A 15,236-nucleotide genomic window follows, 5' to 3' on the forward strand; every position below is an offset into this window, starting at 1 on the left:
ATTACAAATACTAAGGTCATAAACTGGCACCAAAGCGATTGGCCACATCTAAAGCACTTTTCACGCCATCTTCATGAAAGCCGTTGTACCAATATGCACCGCAAAAATGGATACCATCTACGCCGCATATTAAGGCGCGCTTCTGCTGGGCATTTACCATTTCTGGACTAAATTGTGGGTGGGCATAATGATAAGTACGCAATATTTTAGAAGGGTCGATTGCTGGTGTGTTATTTAAGGTAACGCAAAACGTCGTGTCACTTTGTAGGCGCTGCAAAATATTCATATTATAAGTAACTGCCGCAGGCGCATTTTGCTCGTTGCTGGTGCCTGTTATGAGATAATTCCAACTGGCCCATGCTAAAGGCCGTTTGGGCAACAGTGAAGTATCAGTATGCATCACTACTTCGTTACTTGCATAAGGAATTGCGCCTAGTACATTCGAATAATTTTCTTGCATACTTTCATTAAATGAAGGTAAGTCAAGCATGCGTAAAGCTTGGTCACTATGACATGCAAAAATAACATGGTCATACAAACTTACCTCATTGTTGCTGGTAAGCGCATACCCAGTTTCAGTTTTACTGACTTTAGTAACAGGGCTGTTTAACTTAATTTTATCTTTAAAAGAGTGAGTTAAAGGAGCAATGTATTCACTAGAGCCACCCACCAAAGTAAACCATTGAGGGCGGTTAACAATGTTCAATAAACCATGGTTGTTAAAAAACTTGAGAAAGAATGATAAAGGGAAATTAGCGGAAGCTTCTAAACTCGTTGACCAAATGGCAGCACACATTGGAAGTATATAGTTTTTCGTAAATGTATCGCTTAAGTTATGTTGCTGAATAAAATCAATTAAACTGATGTTGTCGCTATCTTTGCCTGCCTCAATGTGGGCCTTGCACACCTTATTAAACTTCACAATATCTAATACTAAGCGCCAGAAGCGAGGCGATAAAATATTGCGTCTTTGTGCGAATAAACTATTAATAGTATTGCCGTTGTATTCCATACCATTGGCTTGATTTTTTACACTGAAGCTCATTTCAGTGGGCTGGGTTACAACGCCTAATTTCCCCATAAGTTTGATAAAATTAGGGTAGGTCCACTCATTGTATACAATGAAACCGGTATCTATAGCGTAAGTGTTTCCCTTATGTTCAACTGACTTAGTGGCAGTATGCCCACCTATGTAATCGTTCGCTTCGTATACGGTAATGTCAGCTTTATCATTTAACAAATAAGCTGAGGTCATCCCCGCAATACCGGTTCCTATAATGGCAACTTTCTGGCTCATACTGCGTCCTTATCGTTACTTTCTTTTGATTTATTTGTACTTCCTTTACTTTCCTCACCTATCATTTTTTTGCAAATATAGCTCTGGAAGCTCTCTGGTAATATATTCAGCAGGCGCATAATAATGCCAAAACGGCGAGGAAAGTAAACGCTTGAATGGTCAGACATAATGCCTTTTAGCATGTATTTAGCGGCTTTTTGTGCGCTTATCGCCATAGGCATGTCAAACTCATTTTTCTCGGTAAGTGGGGTTTCTACGAATCCTGGTGAAATGCTTTGTACCGTAATACCTTTGTTGGCTAAATCCACTTCAAAGCTCTTACAAGCATAATGCAGAGCCGCTTTGCTTGCACCATATGCTTGGCTTTTAGTAAAAGGCAATAGCCTTGCCATACTATCAACAAACACCAGTTTCATACCGGGAGTAAAACTGGGTGCTAAACCTGCCACTGTATTAATTGCACCAAAAAAGTTTATATCAAATACGCGCTTGAACAACGATGGGTCAATATCATCAATATCTAAATACTCACACGTACCGGCGTTAATCACCGCTATATCAAACTCAACATTTTTTAAAGCGGCCAAGGTTTCTTCTTCGTTTGTGGCGTCAAATTGCAGCGTACTTACATTGGTCAAACTGTTTAAATTACTTAACTTGTCTGCATTTCTGCCACAGGCAATTACGGTATGGCCATTTTCAATAGCTTCTTTTGTGAGAGCTTCACCTAAGCCAGAGGTAGCGCCTGTAATTAACAGAGTACTCATCCTATACTCCTTTTTATTTTTGTGATTAAGCGCCCTAATACAGGAATATTCTCATAAACCATCTGGCCAAGATCATAATAATCTCTATGGTAAACAATTTTATCCTTGTGAATTTTAAGAAGAGTGACACCATCAACGGAAATGGGTTTACCCCACTTCATGCTTTTCGATGTAAATTTCATTGTCCAAGTAACAATGTAGCCGCTGTCTTCAGTTGCTTGTTTGCTATGAATGGTAAAGGTGCAAAATTTAGCGTTATTTAACAAGCGCGTAAAATAGTTCTCTACTGAGGCTATCCCTTCATGTTTTTCTATAGGGTCAATAAACACAATATCTTGGCTGTATATGTTTGATAGCTCATCAACTTTCATTGAAGCTAGGTCAGTGTAAAACAAACTAAATTGGTCAATAATATCCATATAGGAAAATGATACGCTATTTTTTATAAATGTTGGGAAGATTTACGTTTGGCGTACTAACTAGATCAATAGATTAACTTTTTTTAACCCATCAGCTTTATTTTTTCAAATTGCCGTTAAATGGATCTATTTTAGATTTTCTGCTGTAAATAAATACTAATCAATGTTAGGAAGTCACTATACACCATGAAATTACCGCTGTTTCCTTTGTCATCACACATTTTACCTGCAGGTAGAATGGCCCTGCGTATCTTTGAACCGCGTTACGTGCGAATGATCAAACAGGCATGTGCCCAAGACTCTGAGTTTGTAATTTGTATGCTCAACAATGCAAGTGACTCGCAACACGCTAACAGTATTATGCCGGTGGGGACAAGCTGCAAGGTAATTGATTTTGATTTATTGCCCGACGGCCTTTTAGGGGTAACCGTTGAAGGCCGCCAATGCGTGAGCATTACTGAGACAGAAACCGAGTCTGATGGACTTAGAATGGGAGAATGCGAAGTTAAGCCTGATTGGACCGCAAATGTTGCGCTTGAACAATTGCATCCTATCGATAAACGGCTCAAGGAAATTTTTGAACGTTATCCAGAAGTCAGTTCTTTGTATACCCAAACGCATTTTGATGATCCTGTATGGGTAATCCAACGTTGGATTGAACTACTCCCGGTTGGCGCAGAGCAGAAACAAGCGTTCATTGCTCAGGCTAATTGCCAAGAAGTACTTAATTATTTGTCACAAATGATTGAATAGCTTACAGGGCTTATTTTGTTTGGACTGCAACAGCTTTTATGAGTTTCGTTAACTTTATTTAACTTTGAGTAATGTCAATATTCGCTATACTAAAGTCCAATTCAGGAAATGGTAGATTAAAAGGTAGAAAGTTATGTTGATTGGAATTCCGCTGGAACATCAAAGAAACGATACTCGCAAACCGAAAGATTGCGCTGCTGAAATGTCGGCTCACCTAGCTACAGTGGCTACTAAACGCTGCAAAATTTCTTTTTCACGCGTATTTAGCTATTTCGCGCCGCGACTACGTTCATATGCCTTGAAACAAATGGGTAATGAAGCACTAGCGATGGAGTTAGTTCAAGACACTATGTCGAATGTTTGGCAAAAAGCTCATCTTTTTAATGCAGAAAAAGGTTCGCCTTCTACTTGGATTTTTACAATTGCCAGAAACATCCGCTTTGATATGTTGAGAAAGCTGCAAAATAGAAAAGAGGATGTATGCTCAGATGACCTATGGCCAATTCTTTGTGAGCAAACAGCCGACACTAACGACGTCCCACTTGATCAACAAATTACGCTTGAACAAATAGGCCAGTTTTTTGAAGCGCTACCGGTAAAGCAAAAACTGGTAATTGAATCTATTTATATTGACGGAAAGTCACAGCAGGAAGTTGCCGACGAGTTGGATATTCCACTTGGCACTGTTAAGTCAAGAACACGTCTTGCTCTGCATCGTCTTAAGGATATGCTGCGGGAATATGATTAAGTTTCACCCTAATGATACTAGCTTGATTAACTTTGCGAATGGCGATTTGCCATTTGCAGAAGCCTTAATGGTATCAAGCCACTGTGATTATTGTGTGGAGTGTCAGCATAAGTTAGAAACTTATACTGAACAACTTGCTGAGAAGCATCTTAGTGATAAATCCTCAAAAGCACACAATGAACTTCTATTAAGTGCTGACGCCGTGAATAATTGTTTCTCGCCAATAGGAAACGAGCAGATTGCCATTGACGACGTTGATGATGAATCGTTTCTTTCGATCTTTGATTCAATTGTTACTACCTGTGATGAACAGGAACCTCCCTTAGGCTTTAGCCGATATGACGCGCAAAAGCAGTACATTAAATTGGAAGGTAAGCAATTCCACGTACCTGAAACCCTTCGCAAGTACGCTGAAGCAATGGGGGCGTGGTCTCATCTAATTGGAAAAGTTTGGCAGGCGCCAGTCGATATTGGCGGCGGTATACTTGCACAATTCATATATATGGAAAAAGGTGGGGGCGTACCTGAGCACACCCACAAGGGCAACGAGTTTACATTGGTACTAGATGGCAGTTTCGAAGATGGGCTAAGTACCTACGAAACAGGGGATTACATTGCGCTTAATGCTCAGCAAACTCATACACCTGTATCTAGCGCTGACGAGGGTTGCTTAGTATTCTCTATCGTTGACAAGCCTTTACACTTTACTAGTGGTTGGGCAAAATTTATAAATCCTTTAAGCGATTTATACTTTAAGGTCAAAATTCACAGATAAAAAAAGGAAATCATCATGATTTCCTTTTTCGTTTTATGCCTAGGGATTACTGATAATCAATAAACTCGCTGTCAGGGTAATTGATTCTTAAGGTTTTAATAGCATTGCCCTTCAAATCATCTAAGCCAAGATTGTCATAACTCGCAATCATTATTTCTAAAGCGGGTTGCACCTGCGGTGTATCAGGAAAATGTTCTAATACATAGCGCCCTCTATTTGCGGCAGCTACCCACGCTTCGCGGCGCATATAAAAACGTGCTACAGCTATTTCATATTTCGCTAAACGGTCTTTAATATGAAGCATGCGCTGTTTCGCGTCAGTTGCATATTTAGAATCAGGATGGTTTTCAACTAAGCGTCTGAAATCTTCAAAGGCTTCTTTTGATTTTGACGGGTCACGGTCAGAACGATCTACTTGAAAAAGTTCTTGGAATAAGTTGCTGTCTTGTTCCATATTCACAACACCACGCATATACAAAGCATATTCAACATCAACATGATTTGGATTTAGACGTATGAATCGGTCAATGGTCGCAAGTGTTTGATCAACATTACCTGATTTGTAGTAAGCGTAGATTAAATCTAATTGCACCTGATGAGAAAGAGGGCCAAACGGAAATTTAGAATCTATTGTGCTTAATACTTGCGCAGCGGCAGAAAAGTTTCCATTTTCTAAGTTCTCTTTCGCTTGATTGTAAAGTGCTTGCGCACCTTGATTTGCAACCAATTCCCTTTGTTCATCTTCTACGCTTGTACAAGCACTTAGCGACATTACTGCGATAATGGCTATCGCTGATAATACATTCTTACGCTTCATCATGTTTAATAAACTACTCTTAATTTTAATTGTTATATGCCAACTCTATAAGTTCGTGAAAGCTTTTCGCGAGCAGGCTTGTTATAATCGATACCAGATTTCCTTTTATGATCCTGTTTATGAGCCAACAAGTCAATTTAATATCGCTAAACGCTATTGTTCCAGACGAACATTATGATACCAGACTAGACCAGTCTATTGCGCGTTTGTTCCCTGAATATTCTCGTTCTAAGTTAAAAGACTGGATATTGTCAGGGCAAGTCACTGTTAATTCAGAAGTTATTACCACACCCCGTGTTAAACTAAAGGGGGGCGAAGTCATAGATATAAAAGCCGAACAAGAGGTTCAGGTTTTTAATGAAGCCCAAGATATTGATTTAAATATAGTCTATGAAGATGACGATATTATTATTATCAATAAACCGGCAGACTTAGTTGTGCACCCAGGGGCGGGCAATCCATCTGGAACCTTGCTCAATGCCTTGCTTAATCATTACCCTGCAATTGAAAATGTGCCACGAGCGGGTATCGTTCATCGACTTGATAAAGATACAACCGGCTTGATGGTTGTGGCTAAAAATATTACAGCTCAAACCCACCTTGTTAACCAGTTACAAGCGCGAGAAATGGGACGTGAGTACGAGGCGGTAGTATTTGGTAATTTGATTGCCGGCGGTATTGTGGATGAAAATATTGGTAGGCATGCTACTAAACGCACTCTCATGGCTGTTGATCCTATGGGGAAACCTGCTGTGACTCACTTTAGAGTGAAGCGTAAATTTCGTTCTCATACCCATGTTAGGTTAAAACTAGAAACGGGCCGTACGCATCAAATTAGAGTGCATATGACGCATATTAAACATCCATTGGTGGGGGATCTTCAGTATGCGGGACGAGTGCGTCTACCTAAAGGCGCAAGCCATGAATTTATTGATGCGCTACGAGGGTTTAAACGCCAAGCGCTTCACGCCATTCAGCTAACATTGACCCACCCAAGTACAGGTGAAGTCATGTCTTGGAAAGCGCCTTTGCCTCAAGACTTCGTTGAATTGCTAGAGGCTATGGATGCCGACTTAAACCTCAATGGTATGCCTGATCAGTGGTAGAAAATATTCCTTTATTTCGTCCTCAACGCTGGCAGCACAAGAACGTACTGTGTTTCACTACTACAGCTGTTGGGGGCGTGAGTAAGGCCCAATATTCAAGCTTAAATTTAGGCGCCCATGTAGGTGACAACATGGCAGCAGTTGAGCATAATCGTTCATTGCTTGCTAACTATTTGTCACAGGAAGCAGCAGCTCACGCCACTTCGCAAGTTGACCCCATTCATTGGCTTAACCAGCAACATACTACTAATTTTTGCGATTATTCGAATGCTCATGTAAGTCCTTGTGATGCTATTTGTACGCAAAATGAGCTTACACCCTTGGCAATAATGACAGCCGATTGTTTACCTATTGTGCTTTTTTGTTCTTCAACGAAGCGCATGGCTGCCATTCATGCTGGTTGGCGCGGTCTGTTAGATGGCATTATTCAAAAAACACTCACAAGTTTTGAACAAACTACTACAATTAGCGCTTGGATAGGACCATCTATATCAGCCGCTAAATTTGAGATTGGAGAAGAGCTGCTTCCCCGTTTTATTCACTACCCAAATGATGTTAAAGCATCGAGTAATCACAAATACACAGTAGACTTAACAGCTATTGCTTCACAACTTTTAGCTGAACAGGGTATTGATGATTGTGAAATTTCAAACATATGTACTTATCAAAATGAACAACTTTTTTCTCATAGAAGAGCCACTCACCAAGGTTTACATGCCACTGGAAGAATGGCAACGGTAGTGATGCGTTTGTATTAAATTTAAACACACACCTTGAATAGTTGCCTTGTAATACCCATAAAATAAGTATGGAAATTATGGAGTATTAATTATGCGTTTAGATAAATTTACAAGCAAATTTCAAATAGCTATCTCAGATGCGCAGTCTTTGGCCTTAGGCCGTGACAACCAATATATAGAGCCAGTTCATTTAATGTCGGCTTTACTTAACCAAGAAGGGACGAGTGTTCGTCCATTATTTGACCACGCCGGTATTAATGTAAATAGTATGCGTTCGTCAATTAACGAAAGTATTGATAAGCTGCCAAAAATTTCAGGCGCGGGCGCTGATGTTCAATTAGGGCGCGATACCATTCGTTTACTCAACATGTGCGATAAAATTGCACAGAAGCGAAAAGATGATTACATCACCTCAGAATTATTTGTTTTAGCCGCCGTTGATGACTCTGGTGCTTTAGGAACTATGTTGCAGAACTTAGGTTTGACTGCAAAAAAAGTTGAAGAAGCGATTGAGCATGTGCGCGGTGGTCAGAAGGTAACTGATCAAAACGCAGAAGACGTGCGCCAAGCCTTAGAAAAGTTCACCACTGACCTAACGCAAAGAGCCGAACAAGGGAAGTTGGACCCAGTCATAGGGCGTGATGATGAAATTCGCCGCACCATTCAAGTATTGCAACGTCGCACTAAAAATAACCCGGTTCTTATTGGCGAACCCGGCGTAGGTAAAACCGCTATTGCGGAAGGCCTCGCGCAGCGAATTATTAATTCTGAAGTACCAGAAGGCTTAAAGAACAAACGCGTTTTGTCGTTAGATATGGGCGCTCTGCTGGCCGGAGCTAAGTATCGCGGCGAGTTTGAGGAAAGGCTGAAAGCCGTATTAAACGAGCTTGCCAAAGAAGAAGGTAAGGTCATTTTATTTATTGATGAGCTTCATACAATGGTGGGTGCCGGAAAGGGTGAGGGCGCTATGGATGCAGGTAATATGCTAAAGCCAGCGCTAGCGCGCGGTGAGCTGCACTGCGTGGGAGCCACTACTCTTGATGAATATCGCCAGTTTATTGAAAAGGATGCCGCACTAGAGCGACGTTTTCAGAAAGTGTTAGTTGACCAGCCCAGTGTGGAAGACACAATTGCTATCCTCAGAGGCTTAAAAGAGCGCTATGAGCTACACCATTCGGTAGATATAACTGACCCTGCAATAGTAGCCGCGGCAAGCTTGTCTAATAGGTATATAAGTGATCGCCAACTACCTGATAAAGCAATAGATTTAATCGATGAAGCAGCATCTAGTATCCGTATGCAAATAGATTCAAAGCCAGAAGAAATGGATCGATTAGAAAGACGCATTATTCAGTTGAAACTAGAGGAACAAGCATTAGCCAAAGAAACGGATAGCGCTAGTCATAAGCGCCTTGAAATTATTGAGCTAGAGCGAGAGCAAGCTGAAATAAAATTCTCTGAATTGGCTGAAGTATGGAATCGCGAAAAAGACGCGATGCAAGGTACACAAGGTATAAAAGCGGAATTAGAACAAGCCAAACTAGATTTAGACATAGCGCGCAGAGCCTCTGATTTAAGCCGCATGTCAGAATTGCAGTATGGCAAGATCCCAGCCTTGGAGCAGCGCTTAGAAAAAGCCGGACAAAACGAAGGCCTTGAAAACACTCTATTGAAAAATAAGGTCACTGAAATTGAGATTGCCGACGTGTTATCTAGATGGACAGGCATCCCTGTGAGTAAAATGCTTGAAGGTGAAAAAGATAAGCTCATTAGCATGGAAGATGTGCTTGGTAAGCGCGTAATTGGCCAAAAAGAAGCGGTGTCAGCGGTCTCAAATGCTATTCGTCGCTCTCGTTCGGGCCTAGCTGATCCTGATAGACCAATGGGGTCGTTCTTATTCTTAGGTCCAACTGGGGTGGGTAAAACTGAACTGTGTAAAGCGCTAGCAAACTTTATGTTCGACAGTAATGACGCCATGGTGCGCATAGATATGTCAGAGTTTATGGAAAAGCATTCTGTATCGCGCTTAGTAGGTGCTCCACCAGGTTATGTAGGATATGAAGAGGGCGGGTATTTAACCGAAGCTGTGCGCAGAAAGCCCTATTCAGTCATACTCTTAGATGAAGTAGAAAAAGCACATCCTGATGTCTTTAACATACTATTGCAAGTGCTAGATGACGGACGCCTAACAGACGGGCAGGGCAGAACCGTTAACTTTAAAAACACGGTAATTATTATGACCTCAAATTTAGGCTCGGATATTATCCAAGCACAAGCTGGGGAAGAAAATTATCAAGATATGAAAAATAGCGTGATGGAAGTGGTTGGCTCTCATTTCAGACCGGAGTTTATTAATCGAGTGGATGATATTGTTGTTTTCCATCCATTAGGACAAGAAGAAATTAAGTCAATCGCGAAGATACAACTTGCTGGCTTACGTCAACGTTTGCATGAAATGGGTTACAAATTTGAAATATCAGCAAAAGCGCTCGACTTGCTCTCGCTGGCGGGTTTTGACCCAATATATGGGGCAAGGCCATTAAAACGAGCAATACAAGTTCAAATTGAAAACCCGTTAGCACATGCTTTGCTTGATAATAGCCTAAGCGGGGCCGATACCATTAGAGTTGACGTCAGTGACGACAAGATTGTATTTGAAGGTACGTAAATAAACGTTGTTATGAAATGATTCATTAATAGCCCGGCAACTATCTGAAGTTACCGGGCTTTTTTTACGGCTTTTAAATAAGTTTTAAAGAGAGTTTAATAAGGATTGAGCTTCATCTCGATCTTCAAACATGTCAAAATTCTCTAGTAAATTCGTCAATTCTCTTTTGGCTTCCGCGATTCTATTTAATTTACTTAAGGCAACCGCTATGTGAAAACGAATTGCTGGATCAGCGGTATTCATAGCGAACGACTGTCGCAAATAAGACAAGCCTTCATCAAATTTACCTAATTTAACTAAACTCCAACCATAGGTATCTAATATGGCTGGATCATTCGGCTGTTTGTTATGAGCCGTGAGCGATAAATCCATTGCGGTTTCATATTCTTCTTCTTGCATATATATATTTGCTAAATTGTTCATAACTTGCGGGGTAAATTTATATTGCCCGTGTTTAATAATAGCAAGATAGTGTGGTTTGGCTTTCGCATTTTGCTTATTAAGAAGGTAAAAATCGGCTAAAAGATGCCTATGCATGTCAGTTCTAGCGGCCGGAACAATAATTGATTCCATTAAAGATACAAACTCTTGCTCTTTATATCCACTTGTAGCCATTCCATACAATTGCACTAATGCAAGAGAAAAGAAATTATCTTGTTCTACCGACTTATAATAAAGTTCGGCAGCTTCTTTAGGGTCATTTTCCACCATAGCAAGGTGGCCTTTGAATAAATAAGTATCTGGGGTATGTCCAAACTTATCAATAGTGGTTTCCAATGACACCAACGCTTTATCAAATTGTTGAGTTTGAATAAACAGATTTGTTTTGTCACGATATAACGGGTACTTCTTAGGTGAAAGCTCTATAGCTCTGTCTAGGCTTTTCAGTGCGCCGCTAAAATCGTTTGCATTACGTTGCATAATCGCTAAATCGAACAAGGAGTCACTATCTGCTGAGTAAATGCCAAACAAAACATTCAAATCAGAGGATGCTTTATCAAATTGCTTTGATTGAATAAATAGGTTGGCTCTAAGGGCTATGTACTGGGGATCTAAAAACTCTTGCTTAATAATTGGGTTAATCACGCTGATTGCTGATTCAAAATCACCCTTAAACTGATAAATAGCTATCAATTCGAGTTTAGCCTCAGTCATATTTCTATCTAATACAATCGCTTCATTTGCATAGTCAAGGGCAGCGTCAATGTTTCCCATTCTACGCTCTAACTTAGCGAGCATTAACACAACATTGCTGTCGTTTTTACGCAGCTCATGTAAAGTTTCAAGGCTTGTTTTAGCTAATCCATAATTACCCAAATTAGCATTTACAGTAGCTAAATTAAATAGAGCTGAAAAATGAGAAGGGTTAGATGACAAAATATCATCAAGTAAGGCTTTTGCTTCGCTGTTATCACCTTCCTTAATATGTACGCTTGCCAATAAGTTTTTGTAATCATTGGGAAGTTCTGCGTTCTCAATTAGCTTCGACAACGTTGATTTTGCAAGTTCGTAATTGCCCGCTTGTATACTTAATAGCGCTCTATCAACAAGAATCTGTTCAGATTCGTTTTCAAGTTGACTCATTTGGTTTAAGGCTTCACTTGGCTTACCTTGGGCAGCTAATAGCTTTGCTTTTAAGCTAATAAAATCGGGTACTAATGAAAAATTCTCATCCATTTGGTCTAATAAAAAGGCACATTTGTGAGTCAGGTTCATTTCAATATATAAGTTACACAGCTTATCGCTTAGTTTGAGGTTCGTTAGTGTAAGTTCTTTGAAGTTTTCTAACAATTTAATAGAAGTAGCGCTATTACCTTCCTGTGCATATAAATCAGCTAATAAGATACTGGCATTTAAGTCATTCGGTTGTTTATTAACGTAGTTTTGCAAGTTTTGCTGCGCTAAGTCGGTGTTACCCAAGGCTAAATTTGCCATACCGTTTATATACAAAAGGCCATGTGCATTTTGCATAACATCAGCATCAATCAAACTTAAGTTGTTAACCAAGTCTTCTAAAGTAGACTGCGCTATATCACTTTCACCTAATTGAGAGTTGGCCCAACTAAACAGAAATTTAGCCATTGGATCATTTGGTGAGCTCTCTAATATAGATTCTATCACTCGCTTGGCGTTTTCAGCTTGGTTTAATCTTATGTAGGCTGTGACTAAATCTCTCAAAACAAGAGGTTGGTCTTTATCTATCATTAGAGCCTGATTTAACGCATCTACATAAGCGTTAACATTTCCCTCACGGCGGTATATGGCAGCAAGTGTGCGTACCGATTCAGCGTTAGAGCTTTCGAGTTCTACCGCTTTTAAGGCAAACTGCTTAGCTTCACTTAGCCTGTTATGCTCCAATAAAAACTTGGCATAAGCATCGGTTACGCCCGCTATTGTGCTGCTGGTATTTAATGCTTGTTCAAAATATTTTTGAGCTTGTACGGGCTGCTCTAATCTGTTTTCAGATTTACCTTTTAATGCATACAAAACCGCTCTATTTTTTTTACTTAGGCCTTTATCTGATAAAGCAATAATGTCATCGTATCTTTGTTGCGCAAGTAAAGAGTTAGCTAGAAACTCTATAATTAGATTTGGATCGGCTCCTGCTTGTAGCGATTCGTATAGAACATCGATGGCGTCTTCGTAGTAAAATGATAAGGCTAAAACCTTACCCATAAGTATCTTGCTAGGTAAGTGGTTAGGATCTTTTTGAAGACTATTTTTTAGGAATATATAAGAATCATCTAATTGATTCTCAGTAAATGCTGTATTTGCTTGTTCGTAATAATCTTCAACTTGTTCTTGTGCTGATGAGATGAAAGCAACAAAGACTAAACTTAAGAGGCTGTACTTCATAGTGCGCTACCCTATACCAAAAGAAATTCTGTGTATTCTAAATAAAAAAAAGGCGGTATACACCGCCTTTGTTCTTATTTTTTACTAATTTTTAGCTTTTGCGACGATAAAGCGCAAATCCAGCAATCAAAAACGTCATTAATGCCGTTGCAGGAGCATTAACTTGCGTTGATGGTGGTGGGTTATTTACGTTTTGCGCAAATGAAATACCCGCTAATTTAATGTGATCTGTTAAGTTACCAGCATCACGCTCTATAGAGTGCGCTGCACCAACTAACCAATACTTTGAATAAGTATTGCCAGAAGAAACTGCAATTTCACCGCTACCGTTAGAGCTGAAATCAGAACCAATATTTGTCCAACCAACGCTAGTTAGGTCAGCCCACGACAAAGTAGAGTAGTTGTTTGAACTACTAGACAATGAAACTGCGCTATTTGTATCTGTAAACGCCATTACTGATGCGCCAGCGTCATTGTAACTACGACTTGTATAGGTGCCATCAGAATTAAGATGGTTATATTGATAATTCCAACCGGTATAAAGGCTAGATATATTAATTTCTTCACTAAAGCTTAGTAAAACCATATCGTAGTCTTGGTTGTTGTTATCAATTGAATGGTTAGGAGTATCGTTACCTTCATCACCATTAATTACACCCAAACCACCATTATACTGCGTTAACTGCGAACGCTGAATACATAGGTCTTGGCCGTGGCTATCTTTACAACTTGCAACGTTATTGTGCAAAGATGATGACCAAGCGCTAATTTCTAACGAAATGCCATCTTTAACACTGTGTATTACAGTGTTTACACCTGAGCCTGAAACAGAGCCTGTTTCAGCCGAAGATGATAAAAAACTCCACTCTGGAGAAACTGTTGAGTTCCCCGCGAAAGCGTTTCCAGAAAGAGCTAATCCTACAATTGCTAATATCTTTGTGTACTTCATGTCTAATCCATATAAAACTATCACCGAAACCGACTTAGCAATAAAGATGCCAGTTGATTATTTACTTTTAATTTCAACACCTTACTACACTCTGTTTATTCCACAAATTGGAAGTGTAAAATATTCCGACGAACAAAAAATGAGCAGGGTGTTGCGAAATGTGCACTATTCATGCCCCCATTTCATAGATTTAATCACGCATTCAATATACCATATTGGCAATAAGTTAAATTACCAAATATTGAACAAGCGTAGCAATAGATATACCTATTGTTTTTAGCATCAATATTCAAATAAAAGGCTCTATTCTGTATGACTGTTAAAAAAGATAAACCGCGTGGCATTTATTTATTACCCAATTTATTAACAACCGCAGGTTTGTTCTCAGGTTTTTATGCTGTTGTTATGTCAATGAATGGCCAATTCGAGGCTGCAGCTATTGCCATATTTGTGGCGATGGTCTTTGATGGGCTTGATGGAAGGGTCGCTAGAATGACCAATACTCAATCACCCTTCGGTGCTGAATACGATTCTATGGCTGATATGGTTTCGTTCGGCTTAGCTCCAGCAATTGTGGCTTACAACTTCGGCCTTCTAGAATTAGGTAAGTTTGGTTGGTTAGCTGCATTTATATATGTAGCGTGTGCCGCTTTGCGATTAGCGCGATTTAATACCCAGGTTGAAACCGCTGATAAACGATTTTTTCAAGGTTTAGCCAGCCCCGCAGCGGCAGCAGTTGTGGCGGGTATGGTTTGGGTATGTATTGATTACGATATAAAAGGAGAAGACTACAGTATTGTAGTAGCGTTAATTACTGGTCTTTCTGGCTTGCTAATGGTGAGTAATTTTAAATACAACTCATTTAAAGAAGTGGATTGGAATGGAAAAGTCCCTTTCGTTGCACTCCTTCTTATTATGCTTGTGTTTATAATAGTAGCGACTGCTCCTTCAATGGTTCTATTTATAGTATTTCTACTATATACAATAGCCGGGCCTATAAATACATTTAGAACGGTGGAGAAAATGACTTTAGAAGATGTAGTAGGTGAAGCTGATGATGCAGACTTTGATAACCAAGCGTCTGATACAGAAAAGTCGACGCATACTACGCCAGAAGGTGAAGTAAATACCGATAAATAGAGAGTTGGTTAAAATTTGGGCGCTTAAGCTCTAATTTATTAAATTATTGCAAATAGGTGTTGACTCAAAATATATCTTATGTAGAATGCGCGCTCGCTTCAAGGAGACATCAACAAAGCCTTTAAACAAGCTGAGTTGAGCCGCCAAGAAGCAGTCAGGTAAGGTGTCATTTAGATGACACAAATTGATAAAAACGGTAAG

13 protein-coding genes are annotated in these 15,236 nt (G+C 39.8%); 7 read left to right on the forward strand and 6 right to left on the reverse strand.

The window, feature by feature from the left end; all coding sequences use genetic code 11:
• Positions 1-16: 16 nt before the first annotated feature.
• The 3 genes from ACOI22_RS16670 to ACOI22_RS16680 are packed head-to-tail and all read right to left on the reverse strand — an operon-like array spanning position 17 to position 2,483.
• Positions 17-1,297, reverse strand: a complete 1,281-nt coding sequence (locus ACOI22_RS16670) for an NAD(P)/FAD-dependent oxidoreductase (protein WP_420673267.1) — start codon at positions 1,295-1,297, stop codon at positions 17-19.
• The gene (locus tag ACOI22_RS16675; RefSeq protein WP_420673268.1) at positions 1,294-2,064 is read right to left on the reverse strand and encodes an SDR family NAD(P)-dependent oxidoreductase; all 771 of its coding nucleotides are present in this window, start codon (positions 2,062-2,064) and stop codon (positions 1,294-1,296) included. The genes ACOI22_RS16670 and ACOI22_RS16675 overlap by 4 nt, the downstream gene beginning before the upstream one ends.
• The gene (locus ACOI22_RS16680) at positions 2,061-2,483 is read right to left on the reverse strand and encodes a nuclear transport factor 2 family protein (protein WP_420673269.1); all 423 of its coding nucleotides are present in this window, start codon (positions 2,481-2,483) and stop codon (positions 2,061-2,063) included. Before ACOI22_RS16680 ends, ACOI22_RS16675 begins: the two co-directional genes overlap by 4 nt.
• Positions 2,484-2,669: 186 nt before the next feature.
• Here ACOI22_RS16680 and ACOI22_RS16685 point away from each other — a divergent pair, with 186 nt between their 5' ends.
• The 3 genes from ACOI22_RS16685 to ACOI22_RS16695 all read left to right on the forward strand — a co-directional run bounded on the left by ACOI22_RS16685 (position 2,670) and on the right by ACOI22_RS16695 (position 4,759).
• Entirely contained in the window at positions 2,670-3,236 is a 567-nt protein-coding gene (locus tag ACOI22_RS16685; protein ID WP_420673270.1) for an LON peptidase substrate-binding domain-containing protein, read from the forward strand.
• Positions 3,237-3,369: 133 nt separating this feature from the next.
• Positions 3,370-3,984 (forward strand): sigma-70 family RNA polymerase sigma factor, encoded by a 615-nt coding sequence (locus ACOI22_RS16690; protein WP_420673271.1) that lies wholly within the window; start codon positions 3,370-3,372, stop codon positions 3,982-3,984.
• Positions 3,977-4,759: a ChrR family anti-sigma-E factor gene (locus tag ACOI22_RS16695; protein ID WP_420673272.1), complete on the forward strand. Its 783-nt coding sequence runs from the start codon at positions 3,977-3,979 to the stop codon at positions 4,757-4,759. Before ACOI22_RS16690 ends, ACOI22_RS16695 begins: the two co-directional genes overlap by 8 nt.
• 46 nt (positions 4,760-4,805) lie before the next feature.
• On the opposite strand, the gene ACOI22_RS16700 is transcribed toward ACOI22_RS16695, so the two are convergent.
• On the reverse strand, positions 4,806-5,576 hold the full coding sequence (locus tag ACOI22_RS16700) for an outer membrane protein assembly factor BamD (protein WP_420673285.1): 771 nt from the start codon (positions 5,574-5,576) through the stop codon (positions 4,806-4,808).
• A 119-nt stretch (positions 5,577-5,695) separates the two neighbouring features.
• Between ACOI22_RS16700 and rluD the strand changes: the two genes are divergently transcribed.
• From rluD to clpB, 3 genes are all read left to right on the forward strand, one after another.
• Complete coding sequence (rluD, locus tag ACOI22_RS16705) at positions 5,696-6,682, forward strand: 23S rRNA pseudouridine(1911/1915/1917) synthase RluD (RefSeq protein WP_420673273.1); 987 nt, start codon at positions 5,696-5,698, stop codon at positions 6,680-6,682.
• Positions 6,676-7,440, forward strand: a complete 765-nt coding sequence (gene pgeF / locus ACOI22_RS16710) for a peptidoglycan editing factor PgeF (protein ID WP_420673274.1) — start codon at positions 6,676-6,678, stop codon at positions 7,438-7,440. The genes rluD and pgeF overlap by 7 nt, the downstream gene beginning before the upstream one ends.
• Positions 7,441-7,513: 73 nt before the next feature.
• Positions 7,514-10,090, forward strand: a complete 2,577-nt coding sequence (clpB, locus tag ACOI22_RS16715; protein WP_420673275.1) for an ATP-dependent chaperone ClpB — start codon at positions 7,514-7,516, stop codon at positions 10,088-10,090.
• Positions 10,091-10,174: 84 nt separating this feature from the next.
• On the opposite strand, the gene prsT is transcribed toward clpB, so the two are convergent.
• Complete coding sequence (gene prsT / locus ACOI22_RS16720) at positions 10,175-12,946, reverse strand: XrtA/PEP-CTERM system TPR-repeat protein PrsT (RefSeq protein WP_420673276.1); 2,772 nt, start codon at positions 12,944-12,946, stop codon at positions 10,175-10,177.
• 91 nt (positions 12,947-13,037) lie between these two features.
• Positions 13,038-13,895, reverse strand: a complete 858-nt coding sequence (gene xdp1 / locus ACOI22_RS16725) for an exosortase-dependent surface protein XDP1 (RefSeq protein ID WP_420673277.1) — start codon at positions 13,893-13,895, stop codon at positions 13,038-13,040.
• A 312-nt stretch (positions 13,896-14,207) separates the two neighbouring features.
• Between xdp1 and pssA the strand changes: the two genes are divergently transcribed.
• Positions 14,208-15,035 carry a CDP-diacylglycerol--serine O-phosphatidyltransferase gene (pssA, locus tag ACOI22_RS16730; protein WP_420673278.1) on the forward strand — a complete coding sequence of 276 codons (828 nt, stop codon included), beginning with the start codon at positions 14,208-14,210 and terminating at the stop codon, positions 15,033-15,035.
• The last annotated feature ends 201 nt before the right edge of the window (positions 15,036-15,236 follow it).

It is taken from the genome of Glaciecola sp. 2405UD65-10 (assembly GCF_048820975.1).
Classification (GTDB): Bacteria; Pseudomonadota; Gammaproteobacteria; order Enterobacterales; family Alteromonadaceae; genus Glaciecola.

What these genes read in the sequence shown, in the direction of transcription:
- ACOI22_RS16670 (WP_420673267.1), bottom strand. Translation starts at nt 1,297, where the DNA reads ATGAGCCAGAAAGTTGCCATTATAGGAACCGGTATTGCGGGGATGACC.
- ACOI22_RS16675 (WP_420673268.1), bottom strand. Translation starts at nt 2,064, where the DNA reads ATGAGTACTCTGTTAATTACAGGCGCTACCTCTGGCTTAGGTGAAGCT.
- ACOI22_RS16680 (WP_420673269.1), bottom strand. Translation starts at nt 2,483, where the DNA reads ATGGATATTATTGACCAATTTAGTTTGTTTTACACTGACCTAGCTTCA.
- ACOI22_RS16685 (WP_420673270.1), top strand. Translation starts at nt 2,670, where the DNA reads ATGAAATTACCGCTGTTTCCTTTGTCATCACACATTTTACCTGCAGGT.
- ACOI22_RS16690 (WP_420673271.1), top strand. Translation starts at nt 3,370, where the DNA reads ATGTTGATTGGAATTCCGCTGGAACATCAAAGAAACGATACTCGCAAA.
- ACOI22_RS16695 (WP_420673272.1), top strand. Translation starts at nt 3,977, where the DNA reads ATGATTAAGTTTCACCCTAATGATACTAGCTTGATTAACTTTGCGAAT.
- ACOI22_RS16700 (WP_420673285.1), bottom strand. Translation starts at nt 5,576, where the DNA reads ATGAAGCGTAAGAATGTATTATCAGCGATAGCCATTATCGCAGTAATG.
- rluD (WP_420673273.1), top strand. Translation starts at nt 5,696, where the DNA reads ATGAGCCAACAAGTCAATTTAATATCGCTAAACGCTATTGTTCCAGAC.
- clpB (WP_420673275.1), top strand. Translation starts at nt 7,514, where the DNA reads ATGCGTTTAGATAAATTTACAAGCAAATTTCAAATAGCTATCTCAGAT.
- prsT (WP_420673276.1), bottom strand. Translation starts at nt 12,946, where the DNA reads ATGAAGTACAGCCTCTTAAGTTTAGTCTTTGTTGCTTTCATCTCATCA.
- xdp1 (WP_420673277.1), bottom strand. Translation starts at nt 13,895, where the DNA reads ATGAAGTACACAAAGATATTAGCAATTGTAGGATTAGCTCTTTCTGGA.
- pssA (WP_420673278.1), top strand. Translation starts at nt 14,208, where the DNA reads ATGACTGTTAAAAAAGATAAACCGCGTGGCATTTATTTATTACCCAAT.